The 25,338-nt window shown below is 37.5% G+C and carries 22 protein-coding genes; 21 read left to right on the plus strand and 1 reads right to left on the minus strand.

Features of this window, described 5'->3' with window-relative positions:
- Positions 1-951 precede the first annotated feature (951 nt).
- From AC6IWN_RS03735 to AC6IWN_RS03750, 4 genes are all read left to right on the plus strand, one after another.
- The gene (locus AC6IWN_RS03735; protein ID WP_497991029.1) at positions 952-3,648 is read left to right on the plus strand and encodes a GH36-type glycosyl hydrolase domain-containing protein; all 2,697 of its coding nucleotides are present in this window, start codon (positions 952-954) and stop codon (positions 3,646-3,648) included.
- 271 nt (positions 3,649-3,919) lie between these two features.
- Positions 3,920-4,321, plus strand: coding sequence for a hypothetical protein (locus AC6IWN_RS03740; protein WP_497991030.1), 402 nt, complete (start codon positions 3,920-3,922; stop codon positions 4,319-4,321).
- A 207-nt stretch (positions 4,322-4,528) separates the two neighbouring features.
- Positions 4,529-7,663: a hypothetical protein gene (locus AC6IWN_RS03745; RefSeq protein ID WP_497991031.1), complete on the plus strand. Its 3,135-nt coding sequence runs from the start codon at positions 4,529-4,531 to the stop codon at positions 7,661-7,663.
- A 527-nt stretch (positions 7,664-8,190) separates the two neighbouring features.
- Positions 8,191-9,369, plus strand: a complete 1,179-nt coding sequence (locus AC6IWN_RS03750) for a PucR family transcriptional regulator (RefSeq protein WP_497991032.1) — start codon at positions 8,191-8,193, stop codon at positions 9,367-9,369.
- 3 nt (positions 9,370-9,372) lie between these two features.
- Here the strand turns inward: AC6IWN_RS03750 and AC6IWN_RS03755 are convergent, their stop codons facing one another.
- The gene (locus AC6IWN_RS03755; RefSeq protein ID WP_497991033.1) at positions 9,373-9,999 is read right to left on the minus strand and encodes a carbonic anhydrase; all 627 of its coding nucleotides are present in this window, start codon (positions 9,997-9,999) and stop codon (positions 9,373-9,375) included.
- 269 nt (positions 10,000-10,268) lie between these two features.
- Here AC6IWN_RS03755 and galE point away from each other — a divergent pair, with 269 nt between their 5' ends.
- The 17 genes from galE (at position 10,269) to AC6IWN_RS03840 (ending at position 24,996) form a co-directional block, all read left to right on the plus strand.
- Positions 10,269-11,270: a UDP-glucose 4-epimerase GalE gene (galE, locus tag AC6IWN_RS03760; RefSeq protein WP_497991034.1), complete on the plus strand. Its 1,002-nt coding sequence runs from the start codon at positions 10,269-10,271 to the stop codon at positions 11,268-11,270.
- Positions 11,271-11,447: 177 nt separating this feature from the next.
- Entirely contained in the window at positions 11,448-12,398 is a 951-nt protein-coding gene (locus tag AC6IWN_RS03765; protein ID WP_497991035.1) for a substrate-binding domain-containing protein, read from the plus strand.
- 331 nt (positions 12,399-12,729) lie between these two features.
- Positions 12,730-13,485 (plus strand): helix-turn-helix domain-containing protein, encoded by a 756-nt coding sequence (locus AC6IWN_RS03770; protein WP_497991036.1) that lies wholly within the window; start codon positions 12,730-12,732, stop codon positions 13,483-13,485.
- Between the two features lie 289 nt (positions 13,486-13,774).
- On the plus strand, positions 13,775-14,923 hold the full coding sequence (locus AC6IWN_RS03775) for an iron-containing alcohol dehydrogenase family protein (protein ID WP_497991037.1): 1,149 nt from the start codon (positions 13,775-13,777) through the stop codon (positions 14,921-14,923).
- Between the two features lie 81 nt (positions 14,924-15,004).
- Positions 15,005-15,679 carry an L-serine ammonia-lyase, iron-sulfur-dependent subunit beta gene (gene sdaAB, locus AC6IWN_RS03780; protein WP_497991038.1) on the plus strand — a complete coding sequence of 225 codons (675 nt, stop codon included), beginning with the start codon at positions 15,005-15,007 and terminating at the stop codon, positions 15,677-15,679.
- Entirely contained in the window at positions 15,669-16,538 is an 870-nt protein-coding gene (gene sdaAA / locus AC6IWN_RS03785; RefSeq protein WP_497991039.1) for an L-serine ammonia-lyase, iron-sulfur-dependent, subunit alpha, read from the plus strand. The genes sdaAB and sdaAA overlap by 11 nt, the downstream gene beginning before the upstream one ends.
- Before the next feature lie 27 nt (positions 16,539-16,565).
- Positions 16,566-17,759 carry an OFA family MFS transporter gene (locus AC6IWN_RS03790; protein WP_497991040.1) on the plus strand — a complete coding sequence of 398 codons (1,194 nt, stop codon included), beginning with the start codon at positions 16,566-16,568 and terminating at the stop codon, positions 17,757-17,759.
- A gap of 179 nt (positions 17,760-17,938) precedes the next feature.
- Positions 17,939-18,562, plus strand: coding sequence for a hypothetical protein (locus AC6IWN_RS03795; protein ID WP_497991041.1), 624 nt, complete (start codon positions 17,939-17,941; stop codon positions 18,560-18,562).
- Position 18,563: 1 nt separating this feature from the next.
- Positions 18,564-19,118 (plus strand): hemerythrin domain-containing protein, encoded by a 555-nt coding sequence (locus AC6IWN_RS03800; protein WP_497991042.1) that lies wholly within the window; start codon positions 18,564-18,566, stop codon positions 19,116-19,118.
- 231 nt (positions 19,119-19,349) lie between these two features.
- Positions 19,350-19,823 carry a hypothetical protein gene (locus AC6IWN_RS03805; RefSeq protein WP_497991043.1) on the plus strand — a complete coding sequence of 158 codons (474 nt, stop codon included), beginning with the start codon at positions 19,350-19,352 and terminating at the stop codon, positions 19,821-19,823.
- A gap of 21 nt (positions 19,824-19,844) precedes the next feature.
- Entirely contained in the window at positions 19,845-20,435 is a 591-nt protein-coding gene (locus tag AC6IWN_RS03810; protein WP_497991044.1) for a DJ-1/PfpI family protein, read from the plus strand.
- A 121-nt stretch (positions 20,436-20,556) separates the two neighbouring features.
- On the plus strand, positions 20,557-21,399 hold the full coding sequence (locus AC6IWN_RS03815; RefSeq protein ID WP_497991045.1) for a sensor histidine kinase: 843 nt from the start codon (positions 20,557-20,559) through the stop codon (positions 21,397-21,399).
- A 259-nt stretch (positions 21,400-21,658) separates the two neighbouring features.
- Positions 21,659-22,156 (plus strand): NfeD family protein, encoded by a 498-nt coding sequence (locus AC6IWN_RS03820; RefSeq protein ID WP_497991046.1) that lies wholly within the window; start codon positions 21,659-21,661, stop codon positions 22,154-22,156.
- An 83-nt stretch (positions 22,157-22,239) separates the two neighbouring features.
- Positions 22,240-23,217 (plus strand): flotillin-like protein FloA, encoded by a 978-nt coding sequence (gene floA, locus AC6IWN_RS03825; RefSeq protein WP_497991047.1) that lies wholly within the window; start codon positions 22,240-22,242, stop codon positions 23,215-23,217.
- A gap of 77 nt (positions 23,218-23,294) precedes the next feature.
- Complete coding sequence (locus AC6IWN_RS03830; protein ID WP_497991048.1) at positions 23,295-23,744, plus strand: hypothetical protein; 450 nt, start codon at positions 23,295-23,297, stop codon at positions 23,742-23,744.
- Between the two features lies 1 nt (position 23,745).
- The gene (locus AC6IWN_RS03835) at positions 23,746-24,480 is read left to right on the plus strand and encodes a LytR/AlgR family response regulator transcription factor (RefSeq protein WP_497992164.1); all 735 of its coding nucleotides are present in this window, start codon (positions 23,746-23,748) and stop codon (positions 24,478-24,480) included.
- Positions 24,481-24,630: 150 nt separating this feature from the next.
- A complete protein-coding gene (locus AC6IWN_RS03840) occupies positions 24,631-24,996 on the plus strand; it encodes a VOC family protein (protein WP_497991049.1) in 366 nt (121 codons plus the stop codon).
- The last annotated feature ends 342 nt before the right edge of the window (positions 24,997-25,338 follow it).

Genomic DNA, 25,338 nt, shown 5'->3' on the forward strand with positions numbered 1-25,338 from the left:
ATATATTACTTCCTGTATCCTTATAATAGATATCAATTAGCGTGTAACAGCGTAGGTTGATATCTATTTTTTTGAGCGATGTATGAGAATTATATTGGTATTTAAGTGGGATTGAAGGAGGAAATAATGTTTCCCTCCTATAAAGCTCACAATTGTAAAAAGAACTATTCCAATCAAAGGAATTTTCTGTTTATACAAATCCTATATTAACTAAACGCTATGGGCTAATCCAAAAAGGTTAGTAACATACATCCACGCGAATATATTTATGAATAAAATTAGAATGAATTCAATAAAATTAATCTTCTTAGTTCGTATTTTAATAATGGAAACTACAAGAATAATAAAATTAATTATGATACCCCCAAACACATATAAATAAAGAGCCCAATCAAATAAATGTTTCATGAGATTTCTAAACTGTAACATGTCTGAATATAAATCAGAATATACAAGAAGTACCATAAGTACGCAACACAAAGGAAAAATAATCATAGCAATAAAGTACTTGCTTATTTTCATCTATACACCTCCCAAAATATAATGTGGATATATCCGTTTAAATCATTGTTAAAGATGGTATAATAGAACCCCCATTTCTTAGTTCTATTATACTATACTAAGAACATATGTCCAATAACAGTAATATTATCTAACACCGCCCTTTTTCTATAATATAAAATTTAAATTTCTTATATATAAAAGCCTAACAGGCGGAATGCGCACTTCGCAACAATAAAGTTAAGCTTCGCAACCACTCAGGTGAAACGTCAGCTAGCTGACCCTTTGTTCAAAATTGGTTGTAATTATTAGAATTGTACACGATGTATTTATATCATTGAGCAGATAGCAGAAATAATCAAAATAAGATAAAATAATACATAGAAAATTGGCAGATATTTGTTATAATTTTCTATAGCAAGATAAATATAATTGATAGGAGATTGGAATATGAGCAAGATTAACTTTAGGGGAAAAGGTACCTTCACATTAGACCATCCAGATTTGATGAATTATCTCTACTTTCCATTAGCGAATAAGGCAGGTGTTATGAGTAGTATAACGCCGGAACTGGCAGGCGATAATAAGCTGGGTCAAAATACATTTTTATTGTCACCGGTAAGCAGTGAGGATTTGCATAATAATAAATACAGTCGTAATTTTTGGTGTAAAATTAATCATAATACAATTTGGTCTGTAACAGGGAAATCAGCATGGCAGCAGGCAAATAAATTTGCGGAGGATAAAGAACCTTGCCAACTGGAAGCGGGAATGTTGTGGCATAAAATCACCAGAACCTCTGAGGAGTTGGGTGTAAAAGCAAGCATCACCTCCATTGTTCCGGTTGATGAGGATACGGTAGAGCTGATGAAAGTAGAGATTACTAATATCAGTAATGAACCGATTACAATTGAGCCGGTAGCAGCGATACCTTTATATTGCCGTTCTGCGGACAATATCCGAGATCATCGCCACGTAACATCTCTTTTACATCGAATCGAAGTAGGAGAAAAAGGAATAATCGTTAACCCGACTCTGACATTCGATGAAAGAGGGCATAAGGTAAATGAAGTTCTGTACGGCGTCTTTGGTGGTAATGATGAGATTGTTCCGTGTTCCTTCTATCCGACGGTGGATTCTTTTATCGGGGAAGGTGGTACATTTGAAAATCCGAGAGCTTTGCAGACGGATGACATGCCTTCCATGAAACCAGGGGATAAAGTGAATGGGTATGAAGCCCTTGGGGGTCTTGGATTTAATGAAAGTATATTACAGCCTGGTGAAAAGACTGCCTATATCGTCGCACTCGAATATGGAAGCACTAGAGAAGAGCTTCTCTCCATCGCTGAGAAGTATTTGGATGAAAAGGCTTTTGATAGAGCCTACGATAAGCTGGTTGAATATTGGGACAAGCAATTAAATGTAGCATTTGAAACAGGGGACGATCGTTTTGATCAGTGGATGTACTGGGCATCACTTCAACCAATTCTTCGAAGAATCTATGGCTGCTCCTTCCTTCCTCATCACGATTATGGAAAAGGTGGCAGAGGTTGGAGAGATTTATGGCAGGATTGTCTCGCTCTATTAATGATGGAGCCGGATGAGGTTCGCGGACTTTTAAGAGACAACTTCTGCGGAGTACGAATTGACGGTACCAACGCAACAATTATTGGAAAGAAACAAGGAGAGTTCATTGCAGATCGTAATAATATAACCCGTGTTTGGATGGACCATGGAGTGTGGCCGTTAATCACCACGAATTTATATATTCAACAGAGTGGCGATTTGGACTTTTTATTAGAGAAAATTCCTTATTTTAAGGATGCACAAGCGGTTCGTGGTGAAGAAAAGGATACGCTCTGGAAGGATGAGCAGGGCAACACGGTTCTTACCGGACGGCAGGAAGTTTATCTGGGTACAGTACTAGAACACTTATTGGTACAACATCTCACTTCATTTTATGATGTTGGTGAGCATAACCATATTAAGCTGCGCGGAGCAGATTGGAATGATGCACTTGATATGGCGAAGGACAAGGGTGAAAGTGTTGCGTTTACTGCATTCTACGGTAGCAATCTGGAGCTTTTGGCTGATTTGATTGACTCTTTAGCTGTAAAAGGCGTGAAGCATATTACGCTTGCCAAAGAATTAGAGAGACTCTTTGGACAGGAAGAAATGTATGGGGATTATGACAAAAAACAGAGTATATTAAAAGAATACGCAAGACTTGTAAAACACAACCTAACCGGTGAGGTGGTGGAGATGTCCGCCTCCGAGCTAAGTAAAGCATTAAGAGGAATGGGCGGTTATATAAAGCAGCATATTCGTGAGACGGAATGGATTTCTGATAATCAGGATTCTCATTGGTTTAATGGTTATTATGATAATTTGGGTAGACGCGTTGAAGGGGTACATGATTTGGGTGTAAGGATGATGCTAACCAGTCAAGTGTTTACTATTATGTCCGGAACCGCGGATGAAGAACAGGTCAAGATGATATCTAAGGCGGTGGATAAATACCTCTATACGAAAGAAGTCGGTGGATATCGATTGAATACCAATTTTAATGAGATTGATTTAAGCCTCGGAAGAATGTTTGGATTTGCATATGGGCATAAAGAAAACGGCGCTGTATTTTGTCATATGGCAGTAATGTATGCCAATGCTTTGTATTCCAGAGGATTTGCAAAGGAAGGTTATAAAGTACTCAATACGTTATATTCCCACAGTATGGACTTTGATCGCAGTAAGATTTACCCTGGAATACCGGAATATTTCGATGCAAACGGTCGCGGTTTGTACCACTATCTGACGGGAGCAGCAAGCTGGCTTATGTTAACTGTAATCGGTCAGGTATTTGGTATCGCAGGTAAACTGGGTGATATGGTTTTCCAACCAAAACTATTAATGGAGCAGTTTGATGAAAACGGCAAAGCCGGGATTCGTCTGGACTTTGGTGGAAAACATTTTCATATCGTCTATGTAAATGAGCAGAAGTTAGAGTATGGAGAATATGGTATAAGTCACGGAGAAGGTGATGTAGCCGTAACAAAGGATAACAATGATTTTGTGGTAAAACGTGAAGAGATTAGGAAGCTTTCTGATGATAAGGTTCATGAGATACGTATTTATCTTAAATCAGAGTAGGGTTGATAAATGAATTGTAGATTTTTATATAATATCAAGGCATCAAAACATAATTAACTACTGAAATCAAGCCAAGATAGTTGTATTGTCATATCTTGGCTTGATTTTTAAGAATTAAGAAGTTAGTTTTTAAGAATTAGGAAGTTGATTTTTAGGTAATTAATTTTTAGGTGGTTGATTTTAGGAAGTTGATTTTAAGGTGTTGTTTTTAGATAGTTGGTTTTTAGATGATGGAATTAATTATTGATATTTAAATTGGGAGGGTGTACGAATGGATATTGATGTAAAAGAATTTCAAGAAAGCGGCTATAAGCCAATCGTTGATTATATGGAGTGGAGGGTGGCAGTACTAAAGTATTGTGAAGAGTTAGAAATTGATCAGATATCTAATATGCAAAAGCATATGGAGTCGGATGAAGTCTTTGTATTACTGGAAGGAAGCTGCACGCTGTTCTCAGCAGGAGACGGAGAGACACTGGGGGATATTCAGTCTTGGAAGATGGAACCGCTTAAAATCTATAATGTAAAAAAAGGAGTATGGCATACCCATACACTTGCCAAAAATACCAGTGTGCTTATTGTAGAAAATCGAAATACCTGTGATGACAATTCGCCGATTATACAACTGACGGAAAGTAATAAGAAGGAATTGAAAGCTACATATCAAGTGTAGCGTAAATGGGCTGAGCTCAAGGAAAGAGCATGACAATTGTGTACAAGGGTTGAGTACAAGTAAAACGTATAAGAAATAAGTACAAGAAATAAATACAAGAAAAAGTACAAGAAATAAGTACAAGAAATAAGTACAAGAGTTGAATGAAAGAAATAATTATGAAAATGAGCATAAAGATTGAGCACTAAAAAAAGGAAGGTTATAGATATGGATAAAAACATGTTTGATTCTGAGAATCGATTTATTATAAAGGATTATATGAAACAATCCACCTTCTCCAGTTTTTTACCGGGCATAAGCGGGGAAAAAGGCATCCCGATTTGGTGTTTTTATGTAAATCGCGGACAGGCGATTGCAAGCTTTGGAATACAAGATAAGGATCATTCCATTATGGAATTTTACCCGGCACATCAAGCCTACCAACTAGCGAACACATTAGGATTTCGTACATTTCTTAGGGTGGAGGATTACTATTACGAACCATTTCAAAACCCTGACATAGAACATGCGATGTATATCGGAACGAATGAATTGGAGATTGAAGAGAGGAATGCACAAGTTGGATTAAAGACCAATGTACTATATTATACTCTGCCCGAGGAATCGGTGGGTGGCTTGGTACGTGTGCTTCGTATTACAAATCTAGATAACAGATCAAAAAAACTTGAGGTATTGGATGGCATGCCGGCTCTGTTACCTTACGGCGTGAATCTAGAACAGATTAAAACTATGGGTCAAACGGTGAAGGCTTGGATGCAATCGGAAGATAGTAAGGAGGGCGTGCCTTATTTTAGAGCTAGATTCAGTATCAAAGATACTGCGGTTGTAAAACCGATTGAGGGTGGTAACTTTTACTACTCCATAGATCAAGATGGTGTACGATTACCGGTCATCGTCGATCCACGTGTAGTATTTAATCATGATTCTAGCATGATTCATCCTTACGGATTTCAATGTAATTCGCTGCAGGTGCTACTAGAGAAGGAACAGGCTCATACCAATCAGGAACCATGCTGCTTTACCGCAAAGGAGCTGATATTAGAGCCCGGCGAGAGTGTAGTATTCAATAATTTGATAGGACAATGTGAGAGTAAAGATATATTACAACAGTTCATTACTAAGCAAATGCCAAATTCAGAATATTTTATTAAGAAACGGGAGTCAGCGGCCAAACTGACTCAGGAGTTAGGTGATTTGATCAATACGAAGTCTGGTGACCCGGTATTCGATGCTTATTGTCGTCAATCTTATATCGATAATGTATTACGTGGTGGATTCCCAATTCAATGGGGTAAAGATAAAGTGTTTTACATCTATTCCAGAAAGCATGGTGATATAGAGAGGGATTATAATTATTTCTGTATGCAACCGGAATTCTATTCACAGGGAAATGGGAATTATCGTGATATAAACCAAAATAGACGATGTGATTCGTTATTTACCCCTTACGTAAAGGATGAAAATATTAAGCTATTTTACAATTTAATTCAATTGGATGGGTATAATCCATTAATTATTCAAAGAAAAACCTACCGGCTTATGCAGGAGAAGAAGCAAGAATTATTAGAATTGATCGATGATAACAGTTTGATCCTGCTAGGACTGTTAGAAAACAAATCCTTCACTCCGGGGGAGTTACTGGAGTACATCCACACGAATCGCATTGGGCTAAAAGTGAGTGAAGAATTGTTTCTGGATAAGGTAATAAGTCTGTCGGAAGGGTTGAATAACGTCTCCTTTGGCGAAGGATACTGGACGGATCACTGGGTTTATAATTTGGATTTGGTGGAGAGTTATTTGACGGTATATCCGGAAGATAAGTATCGATTATTATTTGAAGATGCAACCTATAGCTATTATGAACCGAAAGTTGTTGTTTTAGAGAGAAGTAAACGATATCAGATAACCGACAAGGGAGTAAGGCAACATCGGTTCCTCGATGTGGAAACTAAGAGTGAAGTCACTCATGAGTTGATCCATACGGAATATGGAAAAGGGGAGGTCTATTACAGCACATTAATGACCAAGCTATTCATATTGGCACTAAATAAGTTTACCACGCTCGATCCCTATGGCCTTGGCATAGAGATGGAGGGAGGACGCCCCGGATGGTATGATGCACTCAATGGATTTCCGGCAATCTTTGGATCCTCCATGACAGAGAGCTACGAACTTCTTCGAATGGTTAGATTTATGAAGAATGTGCTGAGTGAGACCAAGCAAGCAATAAGCATACCGATTGAGGTTGGAGAATTTTATAAGCATATAAATGCTGGACTGAAAAAATACAAAGCATCTCATGATAATGCATTTGAATTATGGAAGTTATTTAATGAAGCGAAAGAACAGTACCGGCAGAAAACGATATTTGGTATTGATGGTACACAGTTTGAGCTCGCTTCCATAGAATTATTGGAAGGACTTGAATCATGGGCAGATTATTTGGAAGAGGCAGTAAGTAAGGCAAAGGAATACAGCAACAATCCTTGTCCAACCTATTTTTATTATGAACTGGATGATTATTATGTGGAAGGTGACTCCATCATTCCGCTTCATTTTACGTTGAGGAATATGCCAATGTTTTTAGAGGGCGGAGTAAAAAGTCTGAAGCTTCAGGAGAATCAGACCGAGAAGAAAAACCTTTACCGATATATTAAGCAAAGTGCTCTATTTGATAAGAAACTATTGATGTATAAGGTGAATGAATCCTTAGCTGAGATGGGGTATGAGCTTGGAAGGGCTAAGGCATTTACTCCGGGTTGGTTGGAAAATGAATCGATCTGGCTTCATATGGAATATAAGTATTTGCTGGAATTGATTAAGAATGAGCTTTATGAAGAATTTATCACAGACTTTAAAACAGCATGTGTACCATTTTTGGATCCGCAGATTTATGGAAGAAGCATATTGGAGAACTCCTCCTTCATAGCAAGCAGCAGTAATCCGGATAAGCAATTACATGGTAAGGGCTTTGTAGCAAGATTGAGCGGTTCAACGGTAGAGATGATTCATATCTGGCAAATTATGATGTTTGGAAAGAAGCCGTTTTCCTATGCTGATAACCAGCTCACTTTGGAATTTGTGCCGTTATTGCCGGAATATCTAATTGGAGAAGACAGAGCAGTGATAGCGACATTCTTAGGGAAAACAAAAGTAGAATACCGTATATCAAACCGCACTAATCTAATCCCGGGCAGCTACAATATATCAGAATACCAAATATATTATAAGGGTAGCAAGGGAAAAGCTATGGTAGTGCAAAGCAGTAGCATACAAGGCCTAGCTGCAGAAGACATCCGTAATGGATTGGTTGAAAGAATTGTTGTAACCATAGAAAATTAAGGGAACGTACTTCATCCAAGCGGGAGCGCGTTGCAGATGTAATAGGTATCTCTTTTCTTGATCAATACCCTAAAGTTATAACAAATATTATTAAACAAATAACCGGTATCCCCACCACAGGATACCGGTTATCGCTTTTTATGCATTTATATAGAAATTTATGAAGTTGACTAAAGTATTTTATTTTCTTCTCAACAAATTTTTGATTTTCTGTCTGAATGGAGTACGAGAGAAGAAATTTTCGCAGTTATAATATTTTTCAGAGGGATCACAATTGGAAGAAAACTTGGAATTATGAGCGTGTACATTAAAGTAAATATTTGTGCTGTCGATATACATATTGGTAATCCTCCTTTATGGTAATTAATGTTATAAGTGCTTTGAAATATCTTTGTTATGTATACATTATATTTAATAATTGACGTGTTGTATATAATCTGATAATCTAAAAATATAAAATTATTTTGTGCTCCCGATACATATATTTGTATTGTTGAAAAATGGGGCTAATGAGAGAAGGTATTGAAATGGCAGTACGATTTTGGGAGCTGTATGAGGAGACAAAAGAACGGTTCCGTCTTAAATTAGTGGCAGGTAAATCAGGTATGGACACAGTTGTGAGTTGGGTTCATATGCTGGAGGATGAAACAATTGTATCAAGATTTCATGGAGAGGAATTGGCTATCACAACCGGTATGAAGGCGAGTCAGCCAAACTGGCTATTAAATCTAGTTAGGGAGATGGCAGTATATGAATGTGCAGGTATCATTATTAATACGGGAATGTATCTGCATGAGATTCCTGAGGAAGTAATTCGTTGGTGTGATGAAAATCGTTTCCCGCTATTGGAGATGCCATGGGAGTTGGCTATCACGAACCTGATTCAGGATTTTTGTACCAGAATTATTGATCAAAAACAATACGAGAAAAAAATTGGCAAGGCATTTCGAGAGATTATACAGGGACATGGAAATATTGCTGAATACAGACAGACGATAGAAGTCAGATATGATGTTAACGGTACATTTCAGATGTTTTATCTGAGTGTTAAAAAACAGATTGAAGAAGAGGTAAACTTTAACCATGCAGTTTATAAACTGGAGAATCTATTCGGTTTTCGTCGTGGTAATAAAAAGATGAATATTTCTTATGGGTTAATTCGAATAGGAGATACTCTGGTGCTGGTTCTTAACAATATGCAAGACAAATACCTGGAGGAATTACCGGATTTAATTCTTCAAAGTTTTACTTACTTTGATAAGAAGCATAGTTTGTTCTTGGGGATAGGACCAAGAGTTCAGGGAATTGATAATCTTTCGATTGGATATAAAAGAGCGAAAACCGCGATGAAGATGGCGACAGTCACAGGCAATAACATTGTAAAATTTGAAGAGATGGGTTTCTTTAAGATATTATTTTCAATTGAAGATGGGGAGATACTAACAAGCTATGCGCAAGAAGTGTTAGGAGTGCTGGAAAAGTATGATCTTTCTCATAACAGCTCTTATATTGATACCTTACGAAGCTATATCAAAAATGACAGAAGTCTGATACGAGTAGCAGAAGATACCTTTACCCATCGTAATACGGTTAATTATCGTATCCAGAATATCAAACGTCTGATTGGAAATGAATTGAAGGATGCAGAAGACATCTTTCCATATCAGGTGGCATTTTACATCCGTGATATGGAAAGGAAAAGTTAGTGATCATCCATTTGCTAAATGGAATTCACTGGTTTCTTTATCATATATATAAATTTCACCGGTTTCTATAATATAATACCACCCGCTTACGGCTAAAGACCCTGCTTGAACTCGCTCTTTAATGTAGGGGAAGGACATAAGGTGCTTTAATTGTTCAATTACATTAGTTTGCTCCATAATCCAATCGATTGCCTCTTCGCATTCATCACCATGTAAGCGAAGGACTTGTTCACGAACTGGTTCAGCTAACTCAAGCCATTTGTGTGTATGGGGGAGATTTTTCAGTTTTTCACCGGGATTTAGTACAGCCCCACAGCCGCCACAGTTGGAGTGGCCGCATACTATGATATTATCAACCTCAAGAGACATAACCGCATACTCGATTGCTGAAGTAGTTGCTACATATTCATCGGTAACACGGTATGGCGGAACGATGTTGGCAATATTTCGAATAATAAACATTTCACCGGGAAGCGTTCCAGTGATTCGGTTCGGATCAATGCGGGAATCACAGCAAGTGATAAATAGAGTGTGTGGCTTTTGTACTTCCTTCAATTGGCTAAAGAGTTCTTTATGTGCTTCAAAATCAGTTCGTCTGAATTTTACGATTCCATCGAGTAATTTTTGCATAAGCTTCTCCTGTTCTTTGGTAAATGTTTATATCTTTGAATCATTATATAGGAAAAGGTGTATCTTGTAAAATGATTCTTACAATGAAGTGTCCGATATCGTTACATATGAATTTTATTATAAGTCAATTAAATGTAATAATTTAGCAGATTGTTAAAAAGTATTTGAATAATAATGCCAGATGATTTATGATATAGACGTTGTGTAATTATCGGGTAATTATGCACATAATATGAGCGCACTTTTTTAGGAAAAAGGAGAAAAACAGTATGAACATTTTAATTACAGGTGGAACAGGTTACATTGGAAGCCATACCGCTATTGTGATGCAGGAGGCAGGTTATAATGTGATTATCGTTGATAATTTGTCTAATTCAAGTCTTGATGCCTTGGATAATATTAAAGCGATAACCGGGATTAAGCCAACATTTTATCAGATTGATGTCTGCAATGAGGGAGAACTTAGTAAGGTCTTTGACCAACATAAAATTGATGCAGTAATTCATTTTGCAGGGCTTAAAGCGGTTGGGGAATCCGTAGAAAAACCATTGCTGTACTTTAGAAACAACATTATCGGTACGTTAAATCTATTGCAGTGTATGCAAAATGCAGGTTGTAAGAAATTGGTTTTCTCTTCGTCGGCAACCGTGTACGGAGATAACGTATCGCCAATGAAAGAGGAATTTAAAAGACATACTACAAATCCGTACGGAGCAGCGAAGCGTCAAATCGAGGAAATCCTTGAGGATATCAGCAAAGCAGATCCGGAGTGGGCAATTACTCTATTAAGATATTTCAATCCGGTAGGCGCACATCAATCCGGCTTAATTGGAGAAAATCCGAACGGTATCCCGAATAATTTGGTGCCATACATAGCGAAGGTTGCCGGAGGCGAATTGGAATACCTGAAAGTATTTGGTGATGATTATGTTACCAAGGACGGAACCGGTATCAGAGATTACATTCATGTTATGGATTTGGCAGAGGGACATCTCTCAGCACTGGAATATCTCTCTAATAACCAAGGTACTCATTCTTTTAATCTCGGAACGGGAATTGGCTATAGTGTATTAGAGATGGTAAAAACATTCAGTGAAGCATGTGGAATTGATATACCATATAAAATCACTCCACGCCGTCCGGGAGATATCGCTATATGTTATGCAGATGTAACAAAGGCTGAGAAATACCTCGGATGGACTGCAAGCAGGGATTTGAAGCAAATGTGTATTGACCATTGGAATTATCAGAAAAATCGTAAGAATAGCTAAATCATAAAAACAGAATTAAGTTAGTTGATGCCAAGCGGGTATATCGTGGATAAATTGCGAAATGCCCGCTTGGTTTATATAACGTGATTTAATATGATATCTAGAATATTGCATAATGAATTCGAATAAATACTAATGTATGGTTATCAAAGAATTCAAATAGAAAGCAGGTTATCAATGAATAAAAAGAATTTCATTTTTAACTTAATATTAACGGTAATCGCTTTCTTGTGCTTCGTATTATGGTATGAGAAATCAGGAAGTGATTCAAGTAAAACAACTGTGAATTTGGAACATAGATATACGATTTATTTAATAACAACGGATAAAGAATATGAATATTGGCAATACATTAACAATGGAGCCGCAGATATGGCAGAATTATCCGGTATGGAGTATAGATGGGAAGCCCCAAAGCAAAGAGATACACAGGAGCAGATTGAAGTGCTAAGGAAAGCGGTAGATGACGGAGCGGATGCTATATTAATTGCAGTAAATGATCCAAGAAAGCTATCAGGACCAATTGAGGATGCGAAGGCTAGAGGGGTTAAATTCGTCTATGTTGATTCTCCTGCTGCTGAGGAAGCGGTTACGACATTAGCGACTGATAATTATACGGCAGGTATGCTTGCCGGAACTAGTATGCTGAAGGAATTAGATAGTAATGGAATTAAAACGGGTGATATTGGGATATTTGGTGTTACACCTGATTATGACATCACGATGGCAAGAGAGCGTGGATTTCGAGATGTGGTTGGTAAAGACGGAAGATTTCGGATACTGGATTCAATATATAAAAATGGTGATCCAAACGATACACAAGTTGCTGCAGAGGAGTTGATTAGAGCAAATAATAATCTGGTAGGTTTATTGGGTACGAATGAGGGTTCGACAGAAGGAATTGGTAAAGCAATTCAAGCTTCAAAAGCGAAAGTAATCGGCATAGGGTTTGATAGAACTCAGCAAAATATTAAACTCTATAGGGATGGAGCCATCACGTCACTGGTATTACAAAATCCTTATACAATGGGATATCTTGGGATGGCAGAGGCAATCGCTTCATTAAAGGGATATGATACCGGACCGCAATATATCAATACAGGTACTAAATTATTGGAAAAAAATTAGTTATGAACTTAAAAATGGCCTCTAAAAAAGATCCGATTGAAGCGTTGTGCTCAGAATAGGATAGCATTGATACTTAATATAATCAGGCATATACTTAATTATATTAAGTTTAGATAGCTGATTACCTACTTATCTAAGCTTGACGAATTAAAATAATTAATGTATTATGAAAGAAAGTTGGCAAAGACGTTTCTTATAGCGTAAGTGCCAACTTTTTTACGTATTAGGAAAAGTTAAATATGCGACAGCGAAGGAGCTATTGTGTATCCGGTTATTGGGTTCACAGTGGCTCCTTCTTTTTAATCAATATATTAATTATGAGGTGATAAGTATGAACCATAAATCGTTCTGTATCAAGCGAGGAACTGGATATAAGGAGATTGTAGTCAATCATTCGGTGTTTAATAAGTTTTACGAATTTGATAAATTGAATGGTCAAGATATCATATCCATTCCGGATGGATGTGTGGATATTGAATTTGTATGGAAGGGAGATCAGATTGAAGCTTTTGTGTGTGGATGCATCCTCAATGGTAAAATTTCCGGAATTGGTAATTATGAAAAATGTTTCGGTATGCGTTTTAATCCGGGTAATATCCCGGAATGCTTTAAAAAAGAGATGAATACAATCATTAACAGCAAACGCAAGCTTTCTGATTTTATGAACATAAAAGAGATGATTTATATATTGTCCCAGAATCTAACGATGGAGGAACGTGTAAACTGTTTTATGAATTACTTTGAGAACCATGTAAAAATAGAACCCAATATCATCGCCACGTTAATTATGAAGAAAGTGAGAGAAGAGTCCGGATTTATAAATGTTACGGATTTGGTGAATACGACCGGATACAGCCACTGCTATATTGATAGGGTATTTAAAAATAATGTAGGAATATCTGTGAAAAAATATGCCAGCATTATAAGACTACAGCAGGCAATCGATATCGTGAAGGAAAACAATGAGCATGAAATATATGAGCGACTAGGCTTTTATGATCAGGCACATTTTATTCACGAGTTCAAAAGATTTACATTAATAACACCATCCGTTTTACATAAGATGAAAGAAATCATGATTGTTTAGGAAAAATAATAAGTGTACACGATTTCCCGCGATGCGGGATTTTGTTGTGCAAGAAAGTAAGGTGAACATAATGCAAATAGTATAAGATTTTCCAATACATACGAAAAGAAGCCTCCTATAATCCACTATATTAATTTTGATCTTGGGAGGTATGATAATGCAAGTTACTGCGAATGGGAATGAACAGGAATAAACATCAGGGAATGAAGGAAACGGAATTAAATTTACCAACAAAGTATAAGATTGGTGTATGATTGAAAAACTATAACGGAATGATAGGAGAATCAGTATGAAGGAATTTATGTTTTCGATACCTCAGAATATCGTGTTTGGAAAAGGCAGTCTGGAGAAGCTGCCTGATTTATTGGAAAAAACAGCACAGGGTAAAGTACTCATTCTTTCTGACCGGGGACTAGAGAAGGTCGGAGCAGTAAAAAAAGTAACGGATATTTTAGATCTGGCAGGAATGAAACACCTAGAGTTTTTAGATATCGAAGCAAACCCATCCATTGAAACGGTGAATGCAGCTCTTGCTTCTTATAAAGAAGGGAAGGCATCCGGAATTATTGCACTGGGCGGAGGAAGTCCGATGGATGTAGCAAAAGCGGTAGGAGTATTGGCTGTATACGGAGGAGAAATATCAGCTTATGAAGGAGCCAATCTAGTACCGGGAAAAATTGCTCCGATTATAGCTATTCCTACAACAGCAGGAACTGGAAGTGAGGTTACGGCATTTGCGGTAATTACAGATAAGGCAAGAAATTATAAGTTAACTGTTTTTAGTTATGAATTAGTACCGAGTTATGCACTACTTGATCCGGACCTTATTATGTCTCTACCTCCATCCGTTGCAGCTGCTACGGGTATGGATGCATTAGTCCATGCGATAGAAGCTTATCTCTCGAAAGCCTCTTCTCCATTTACTGACATGATGGCGGAAAGAGCTATGATGTTAATCGGTAAGAATATACGAAAATTCGTGGCTGATCGCAGTAATGAGGAGGCGGCTTCCTCTATGCTCCTTGCCAGCACATTTGCTGGATTAGCTTTTGCATGGGCAAGATTAGGTGATGTTCATGCGATGGCACATCCGCTTGGAGGATTTTTCAATGTTCCCCACGGAGTGGCGAATGCAATCTTACTTCCAACCGTGTTAGAATTTAATGCGTTGGCGGATAATGGAAGGTATGAAGTAATCTATGATTTTATTAAAGAAGGTAGAGAAAAAATCCTCTACTTTGATCCTTATACATTAATCAGAGAAATTCGTAGACTTCTCAGTGACTTGGGAATTCCGGAAGGATTGAATGCTGTTGGGGTAACTGAGGATAAGATTCCGGAGATGGCAGCCGATGCGATGAAGAGTGGTAATATAGCTGTTAATCCCAGAAAAACTACGATAAAGGATATTGAATTCTTATATCAAAAGGCGATGTAATTTATGATTACAAGATAATCTATGGATAAGATATGAATGCATACTGATTATGTATATTTGAGGAGAGGATTGAACTAAATCATGAATATATTTGACATCTTAGGACCAATAATGGTTGGCCCCTCCAGTTCACATACAGCAGGCGCAGTAAAAATCGGATTTACCTCCAGACAACTTCTGAGAGAAGAAATCCGTTCTGCGGATATCTATTTACATGGCTCATTTCTTGCTACGGGAAAGGGGCATGGAACGGATAAAGCTTTGATTGCGGGTTTGTTGGGTATGAAGCCGGACGATGAAAGAATACCAAGTAGTATGGAAATTGCGACAGAGCGTGGAATGGAGTTTGGATTTTCAGCCATCGAATTAAAGAATGCTCATCCAAATTCTGTATTGCTTAAGTTAAAAGGAGTGCTTGGAACAGAATTAGAGATTGTTGCATCCTCGATCGGTGGGGGACAAATTGTGATCAATCAAATAGACGGACTGGAAGCAAATATCTGTGGCTGCTACCCGACCTTGATTGTTCATAATGTGGATCAGCCGGGACATGTATCAGATGTCACCTCGATGCTCGGCCATAAATCAATTAATATTGCAACGATGCAGCTTTATCGTGATAAACGTGGAGGTAATGCGGTTATGATCGTGGAGTGTGATCAGGAGGTACCACTCGAAGCAATCGGTTGGTTGAGAAAACTTGAGGGTGTTGTGAAGGTCACTTATTTGAGTATGGAGGAAAAAAATGAGTTTTAGATCCCTGAGCGAAATACAGGATTTATGTACAACAAAGGAAAAATCATTCTGGGAAGTTGTTTTAGAAGATGATATGAATGAAAGATTAGCCTCAAAAGAGGATTCATTTGATAAGATGAAAGAGCTTTATTTAAGTATGAAGCATGCTGATCAAGCCTATAATGCTAATCTGAAATCAGAAAGTGGGCTGGTTGGAGGAGATGGTGCAAAGGTTTCACTCGCATTGAAAGAGGGAGTATTGATCAGCGGCTCTTTTATCGGAGAGGTGATGGCTAAGGCACTTAAAATGGGTGAATCTAATGCCTGCATGAAGAAGATTGTTGCCGCTCCGACCGCTGGTTCCTGTGGAGTTATTCCGGCTATTTTATTAACATATGAAGAACAGTATGGTGTAGGACTGGATAAGATGATTGAAGCGATGTATGTTGCTTCCGGCATCGGAGAAGTAATCGCCTACAGGGCTTTCCTTGCAGGAGCAGCCGGAGGATGCCAGGCGGAGATCGGTTCAGCCAGTGCCATGGCAGCCGGTGCCTTGACCTACCTAAACGGTGGCAATGAAGAAAGTATCTGTCATGCAGTAGCGATGTCATTAAAAAATATGCTTGGTTTGGTATGTGATACCGTGGCAGGCTTAGTGGAAGTACCATGTGTTAAGAGAAATGTAGTAGGAGCAGTGAATGCTATATCAAGCGCAGATATGGCGATTGCAGGTGTTCACAGTAAAATTCCGCCGGATGAAGTGATTGATGCAATGCGAGAAGTTGGGGAATCAATGCCGAAAGCATTACGAGAAACCGGGCAGGGAGGGCTGGCAGCTACCCCCACCGGACAAGAAATTGCACTAAAGCTTTTGGATTAACTATATCTTTTTTGAAAGGAACTAAAGATGACAAATACGAAAATACCGAATCGTTATGTGATATTGATATTTGCCGCATGTGTACAGTTTTGTTATGGAATTGCGTATGTTTGGAGTATATTTCAACCATACGCGATTCAAAAATATAATTTAGACACCTCCTCAGCTAATCTGCCCTTTGGTATCATGCTGGGGGTGTTTACCTTCGGTAACCTGGCCGGTGGTTATATGCAAAAGAAGCTTCCGGCGAGGTTACTTATACTCGGGGGAAGTGCAGTGCTCTGTCTTGGTTTGTTTTTGAGTGCTTATGTGCCGGTATCACATCCCTGGTTACTTAACATTACCTATGGATGTATTACCGGTTTTGGATGTGGTGTCGCTTATAATACGATGCTTGCAACGATGCAGAAATGGTTCCCGGACAAGAGAGGTATGGTAACCGGTATTATAATCTGCTCCGCCGGATTATTTGGTCTTATCATGAATCCGATTGCGAACAATATTCTAGAGCAACACGGATTTAAAACCGCAATGGTAACGGTAGCAACAATCTTGTTTGTGATATGCTTTACATTAGCATGGTTTATAAAGACTCCACCAGCCGGATACAAATCAGAGGTGAAACCGAAAAATATTCCTGTGACATCCAAACAATACACGATGGCGATGATGATGAGAACGAAACAGTATTATATCCTAACGATAACTTTTATGCTTGCCGTACCCGCTTACTTTTTGATGAATCCAATGCTAATGTCTTTGGGTAAGGAAAGGGGATTAAGCACCGGAGTCGCATTGTTTGGAGTAATGCTGGTATCCGTATTAAATACAACAGGAAGATTACTAACCCCTTGGCTATCCGATCGAATCGGAAGAAAAAACCTATTACTATTCTTATTTTTGTTCAACATGATGGCAATCGCATTTCTTACTGTAGCAAAGGGAGATCTATTCTTAGTATTTATTTCTTGTATCGCTTTCTCCTATGGAGGATTTATGGGTATGTATCCAACCATCAGCTCGGATTATTTTGGAATGGATAATGCCGGAATGAATTATGGGGTTGTGATGATTGGATATGCTGTAAGTTCAATCGGTTGCCCTTATTTGGTTCGAGCGGTACAGGGTACTTCAATGGGAACAGCATTTTCTTTCGTTATTGCTTCTATTGCAAGTGTAATAGGTTTTATATTGATGATAAGTTTAAAAAAACCTGAGTAAAAAATACATAATATGTTCAAGTTAAAAGAGATAGATGTTTTTCAAGTATTCATGAAAGATATCTATCTCTTTTTATATGTAGCCATAGCTACACTATTCATTGTGAATAGTCATTATAATAAAGTCATAGTTCTAAGACAATTAATAAAATACTTTAAAAATCATAGGAGGATGTGTAAATGAGCGCATTTTTGGGAAAAATCCATTATTGGCTATACAATAAAATATTACTTCAGGAAAAATTAATCGGGGATATCGCAGTACTGGCAAATACAAAGGGCTTTGACGCAAATTCAGTTTTGTCTGAGAGTTATGCAAAATTCGGTTCACTTGCTCAGGGAGAGTTAGAAGAGATAATTGAGCACTCCAATATTCATGGGTGGCTTCAAGAGCAAATTATAAGTGTAGAAAACAGATTAGCTTTTGTTGCTACAGAATTATTGAAGGGTAATGCAGTAGACAAGGGAGAAATCGCAAATCTATTTTATCTGGATGGTCAAGAAAGAGGCAAGGACATCGCATTAAACCAGGGTTCACCGGAGGATTATTTTCAGTTGATATTTGATTATTTGGTAGAAGGAATGCCTTGTGATCGTGTGAATAATATTACTTCAAGTACTGAAACTGAGATGATTTGGGAGACAACCAGAGATCTCCATCAACCATTCTGGGAGAATGCCGGTGGGGAGCTTGCAAGTTTTTATGCTTTTAGAAACGCATGGATTAACGGATTTTTAGCAACAAGCGGATATGAATATCTCAGAACAGATGACGGGATAAATACGATTAGAAAGGTGGGTTAATATGAACGGTATAGCACTTATGGTGGATGAACATAAAGTAATCAAAAGAATGCTTGCAGTAATTCGTAAAGCTTGCTTTGGTGTGATGAACGGTAAAGATATTGACTATGCTGATTTTGAGAAAATGATTGATTTTGTCAGAAGCTATGCTGATAGACACCATCACGGTAAGGAGGAGAAGATATTGTTTAACAAGATGGTGGATGAGATAGGCGGTCCTGCTGAGAAGTTAATCAATTACGGAATGCTTGTAGAGCATGACCTAGGTCGTCTTTTTATCAGAGAGTTGGAAGAAGCTCTTGGTAAAGTAAAGGCAGGAGATCAAGAAGCGAAGCTCGATGTCATTGCGAATGCAATCTCCTATACACATTTATTGCATCGACATATTGATAAAGAAGACGCTGTGGTTTATACCTTTGCAGAAAAACAATTGAAACAGGATACCCTGGACAGGGTGAATAACGAATGTGCTGCATTTGAAGAAGAGATGAAGCTAGAAGATGTCCAGAATAAGTATCTTCGTGTTGTAGAAGAGCTGGAGCAGAAGTATCAATAATATAAATGATGAGGCTATGATGTAATGTAAATATTAACAAGACCATATTTGAATGCTAACATACAAAAAGAAGACACTGATATATAGGTGTCTTCTTTTTGTATGAACTCCTTTCATTATCTGGTAGAAATTCATTTAAAATTGAGACATGATTACAATATTTAGTGGATTTTTACAGTGTGGAATGATAATATTGTTTTATAGGTATGTTGTGGTTTCGGAGGTAATTATATGAAAAAATTAATGCTTTATGTGTGTAGCATGGTATTAATGTTAATGATGGTTTTTGTTATGACCGGATGTACGACAAAAGAGGGTAAGCAAGTTAAAAGTACAGGCAGTAGCAGCGTAAAGCAAGGGAAAAGCACTTCAAAACAAGATAATACCGTGAATGGTCACAACACTTCGGATAACGACAGCCCGGATGCTCTTTTAAAAGAGGATGGTGATACGGATCTCTTAGTCTATAAGAACGTTGCATATGTGAATGCGGCTACAGTAGATTGGGTAACTGATCTGACCTTAGAGAATGATAAAAAGCTTGGTGTAATTACAAGGACAAATGTAACAAAGCAATTTAAAGATTTTGATGCAACGTTATTGGATGTAGGAACCGAGGTTTATTCCGTAAAAGGTAGATCAAACATCGTACTTGCAAATATTAATAACAGGATGGTTCCGTATCTAGCGTATCTGGAAGGGTAATATACTACAAAGGAGACCAAGATGAAAGTATTAGTTCTATTAGCAAAGGGTTTTGAAACAATGGAATTCAGTGTATTTATCGATGTACTGGGATGGGGAAGATTTGATTTTGGTTATGATATTGAGGTGGAGACTTGTGGATATCAGCAAAAAGTAATCAGCACCTTTCACGTACCGGTTCTTGTGGATAAATTAATTGATGAGATCAATGTTGACGATTATGATGCACTTGCTATACCGGGAGGTTACCAGGAATTTGGGTTTTACGAGGAAGCCTATCATGAAAGATTTTTACACCTGATTCAAGAATTTGATGAGAAGAATAAAATAATTGCTTCCGTTTGTGTAGGTTCCCTACCGATAGCAAAAAGCGGAGTCTTGAAGGGTCGCAACGCCACTACCTATCATTTAAGCGGTGGATACAGGCAAAAAGAGCTGGCGTCCTTTGGCGTAAATGTAATCAACCAACCGATTGTGGTCGATCGTAATATTATTACATCCTATTGTCCGGAAACCGCTTCCGGCGTAGCATTTAAACTGCTTGAGACTTTAACATCGAAGGAGAAGATGGAGGTTGTAAAGCGTGCGATGGGATTTCTCACGAATATATAGTAGTAGAAATTAAAAATTAATTAGAAGAATTAGAAGACACCTTATTCGCTTGTGCGTTTATATTAGCGATGGTAAAATGTAGAAACAGTAGCAAAATAAGAAATAACAGGTGGGAATAAAATTGAGTATCAAAAAGCTGGTAGGAACCTTATTAACGTTAAATATTTTACAGTTTTTAATTGGACTCATTATTTGGATAGGTATGGGTAGTTCGTTACTTGGTGAGGTAAATCATTATATCTTCCTAACTATGGGTATGATGCTATTAAGCAGCTTTATTACAATTCTGGGTCTGTATTTTGCCGGGAAATATAAAAATGTTAATATGGAGGAGAGTATTCATGATTTAGAGGAACTGAATACAACACTTCGTGCACAGCGGCATGATTATCTGAATCACATACAAGTTGTTTATGGATTGTTGGAACTGGATGAATATGGGGAAGCAAAGAGCTATCTGGATCCTGTGTTCAAAGATATTATGAAGGTAAGTAAGGCACTAAAAACTGCACAGCCGGCAGTGAATGCTCTCCTTCAATCGAAAATGCAGGCAGCAGAGCAAAAAAATATCGATCTTTATCTTGAAGTTCGATCTGATTTAAAGCATATCACGATGGAGCCCTGGAATTTGTGCAAGATTCTTGCCAATATTATAGATAATGCTATCACGGCATTATCCGTATTAGAAAAAAATAAGAGCATTCATATTGAAATTGGGGAGAATCCGAACGGGTATAACTTCGTGATTTATAATAATGGTCCACAGATACCGGAAGGAATAATAGGTGATATATTTAAACAGGGTGTTACAACGAAGCAAGAAAAGGGACATGGTATGGGGCTTTATATAGTAGACAAAATCGTTCATGAAGAAGGGGGTACCATACAGGTGATGTCCAATTCAAACCGAACAGGTTTTACCGTAACCATTCCTAAAAGAGAAGATATGTATCGCAACTCTTAAAGCATAAATAAGCTAGTGCATATGAAAGGTTTTAAATAATTAATTTAACTATTAGAGATTATCTCTAACAGCACAAGGGAGAATATTATGACACTTTACACGGGAAAATGTATAAGTGAGAGGATATCTATTACGTATTTTCATTAAATCAGTTATAGTAGTATTAAATAAAGTGCTTAACGTTAAGAGTCATAGTTAATAAAAGGTTAACAAAAAAGATTTTGGTTAGGTGCTTGTTTGATAAGAAAGGAGAATGGATATGTTCGGATTGATTGACGGATTTTTGTTGTTGGCAATTCTTTTATTTATTGCCGGATTTATATTGGTTGGAATTGAAATGATAACGCCCGGGTTGCATGCTCCCGGAATCGGTGGTGTTACTTGTCTGATTATTGCAGTATTTTTGGTTGCAGATAATTTTGTGGAAGGAGCAATTATTACTGTAATTGTGCTAGCAGTTCTTGCAATTATGCTAGCTGTTATTTTGGGGTTATTATCACATGGGAAGTTGAAATCACCTATTATATTAAAGGAAGAGCAGAATAAGGATAAGGGATACATAAGTTCCAATGATCTGAATTACTTGCTGGATAAACAAGGGGTTGCAATTACGGATTTAAGACCGAGTGGTGTTGGTAATTTTGATGGAATCGATTTTGACGTGATATCGGAGAGTAAATATATAACGAAGGGTACGAATATTGTGATTTATAAAGTACAAGGTTCAAAGTTGATTGTAAAAGAAAAACATAATTAAAATATAAGTAATTGTATGAAGTTATGAGAAGTATTGTTATGCAATTGCTTAATATAAAAATATGAGAAAGAGGGTATTTATTTATGACGGATTCAACCATTATTTCTTTAGTGATTATTGGTATTATTGGGTTACTAATTATTTTGTTTTTCAGCTTTGTTCCGGTCGGCTTATGGATTTCATCCTTAGCTGCCAATGTAAGAGTTAGCATATTTAATCTGATTGGTATGCGTCTTAGACGAGTTGTTCCTTCCAGAATCGTAATGCCGTTAATTAAGGCAGTAAAGGCAGGCCTTTCACTTAATGTTAACCAGCTTGAAGCACATTATTTGGCTGGTGGTAATGTTGATGGTGTTGTCAATGCATTGATTGCAGCGGAAAGAGCAGATATTGATTTGGCTTTTGAAAAAGCAGCAGCAATTGATTTGGCAGGCCGTGATGTATTTGATGCGGTAAAGATGAGTGTTAATCCTAAGGTAATTGAAACTTCGAATGTATCAGCAGTTGCTAAGGATGGTATTGAATTAATCGTTAAAGCACGAGTAACGGTTCGTGCAAATTTGGAGCGTCTTGTCGGTGGTGCGGGTGAAGCTACAATACTCGCCAGAATCGGTGAAGGTATTGTAACAACGGTTGGTTCTGCACAGGCTCATAAGGAGGTTTTAGAAAACCCGGATGATATCTCTAAACGAGTTTTAAGTAAGGGTCTTGATTCCGGTACTGCTTTTGAAATCCTGTCCATTGATATCGCGGATGTGGATGTAGGTCGTAATATTGGTGCTCAGCTTCAAACTCTTCAGGCAGAAGCGGATAAAAATATTGCACAGGCTAAAGCGGAGGAAAGAAGAGCGATGGCAGTTGCAAGAGAACAGGAAATGCGTGCTTATGTTGTTGAAGCAGAGGCTGAAATACCGAAAGCAATGGCACAGGCACTTAGGGAAGGTCATATCGGAGTGATGGATTATTATGATCTTCAGAATATTAAGGCAGACACCATGATGAGAGAGAAAATATCAGATTCTTCCAAGAAGTCAATTGTAGATAATACAGATAAAAAATAATAGTTTTTTGGATATAGTCAAAGCAAGAAATTGAATTACAATTGTTCTGATGCTTTGGAAGCATCATGGAGGTAAGAATGGATTACAAACAAAGACAGATGTTCGATCAGGCGGGAAGTTATAATAATTCGTCGGATTATAGCCAGCCTAGTATTCAAAATCAGTCTAGTATGCAGAATCAGGGAGCAGCAACTGGGCAAAAGCTGAAGTGGCCGACAATATCAGGAAATTATCCGAATAACAACATAAAACCAAAGCCGCAGGGATACAATCAAAATAATTCCATGCAAGATAGATCAAAACAAGGGAAACCGGCTCAAGGGAAGCCTTACCAGCAGAATGTTCCACGAGAAATGCAGGAGAAGTCAGCCTTGAATACTGTTTCAAACAGTATGAACATCAGGAAGGTTACGCCAAATACGACACCGGATATTATCATTAGTAATGATAGACTACAGGAGGCAATTATTTGGTCTGAAATTCTAGGAAAACCTTTGAGCAAGAGAAAGAAGAGAAGATTTGAATAGCATGAAGGTGATTTTGGTTGAAGATGATGCAGGTATCCGCATTTTGTTACACAAGATAATTGAGCAAAATGATGGTTTTGAAGTTGTAGCCGAAGCAGATAATCTGGCGGATGCTGTCCTGCAATTTACGAAGTTCAAGCCGGAAGTTGTATTCTTGGATATTGAGATCAAAGGAGCTAGCGGTCTGGAATGTGCGAAAATAATTGCAGATCTGGAACCAAAGACAAAAATAGTATTTGCAACTGCTCATGCAGAATATATGTCTGAAGCATTTGAAGTGTATGCCTTTGATTATCTTGTAAAGCCCTTTCCAGTTGAACGGGTAAATCAAACCTTGGGACGCATCAGAGCTCTATCGGAGCCGCTAAAGAATGATGAGCTTGATAAGATTGTTAAATACGAAAAAGGATTGGATAAGTTGTTAGTAAAAGGCAAGGAAAGTATGAGCTTTATTGATATCAAGGATATTATTCTTATTCAGCGTGAGAACAGTACAACAGTAATCTATACGAAGGATGACTCTTTTACAACGTCAGCCAGCCTATCGGAGATTGAAACCAAATTAGATCCCGAACAATTTATGAGAAGTCATAAATCTTATCTCATTAATCTGTCACAAATAAAAAAGATAGAGCCATATGGACGATGGACTTATATTGTAATATTTAAGGATTTAAAAAAAGATGCTTTGATCACAAATGAAAAGTTTGATGAGATAAAAAAGAAATTCTTATAAAAATCCTGTAGTGATATTTGTTTTTATAGTTTATAATAAAGCTCAAACTAACACATAGGGTAGCATGTTCCGTTTTAAAAATAAGAATTCACACGGGAATGTATGCCTTCGGTTGAAAGTACGCTGGTTGAGAAAGGACAGGATTGTTTTATGAAATATAGTTGGAGTACTTTAGTTGTTAAAGATATGCAGGAATCGCTTAAATTTTATCAAGAGGTAGTGGGATTAAAAGAAAATAGAAGATTCACTGGTGGGAAAGGTGTAGAGATCGTATTCTTAGGTGAAGGAGAAACATTAATTGAGCTTATGACTAGCCCCGAACCAAGAGAAATCAATATGGGATCAGACATATCTCTTGGTTTTGAAGTTGATTGTGTAGACCAAAAGATCGAGGAACTTAAAGAAATGGGTGTTGCAATACTAAGCGGTCCATTTCAACCGAATCCACATGTGAAGTTCTTCTATGTACTTGATCCGAATGGCTTGAAGATTCAATTTGTTGAAAATATAAAATAAGTGTACGTCAATAAAAGATGTTGCATTATTAAATTCCAAAAGATGAAGTCAAGTCACTCTTCATCAAAAGGAGTTTTGATTATGCAACATCTTTTTTGGTAAATATGGCACAAAATATGGCTCGGATGAATAGGTATTTGACATTATATGTATAAAATGGTAATCTATAGTAGCAAGCCCGATGGATAAAATAACCAAATAGTATTATGATAGTTGTATTGATTAGTGCCAAATACCCTTATTCGAAGATATTATTATGAATATGTGAATGCTTAAGCTAAGTGCTCTTTTTTGTATAATTAGTGTGCATAAGGCTTATGATTAGATTTTTGACATCCTAAC

It is taken from the genome of Variimorphobacter sp. HTMS_6 (assembly GCF_059717775.1).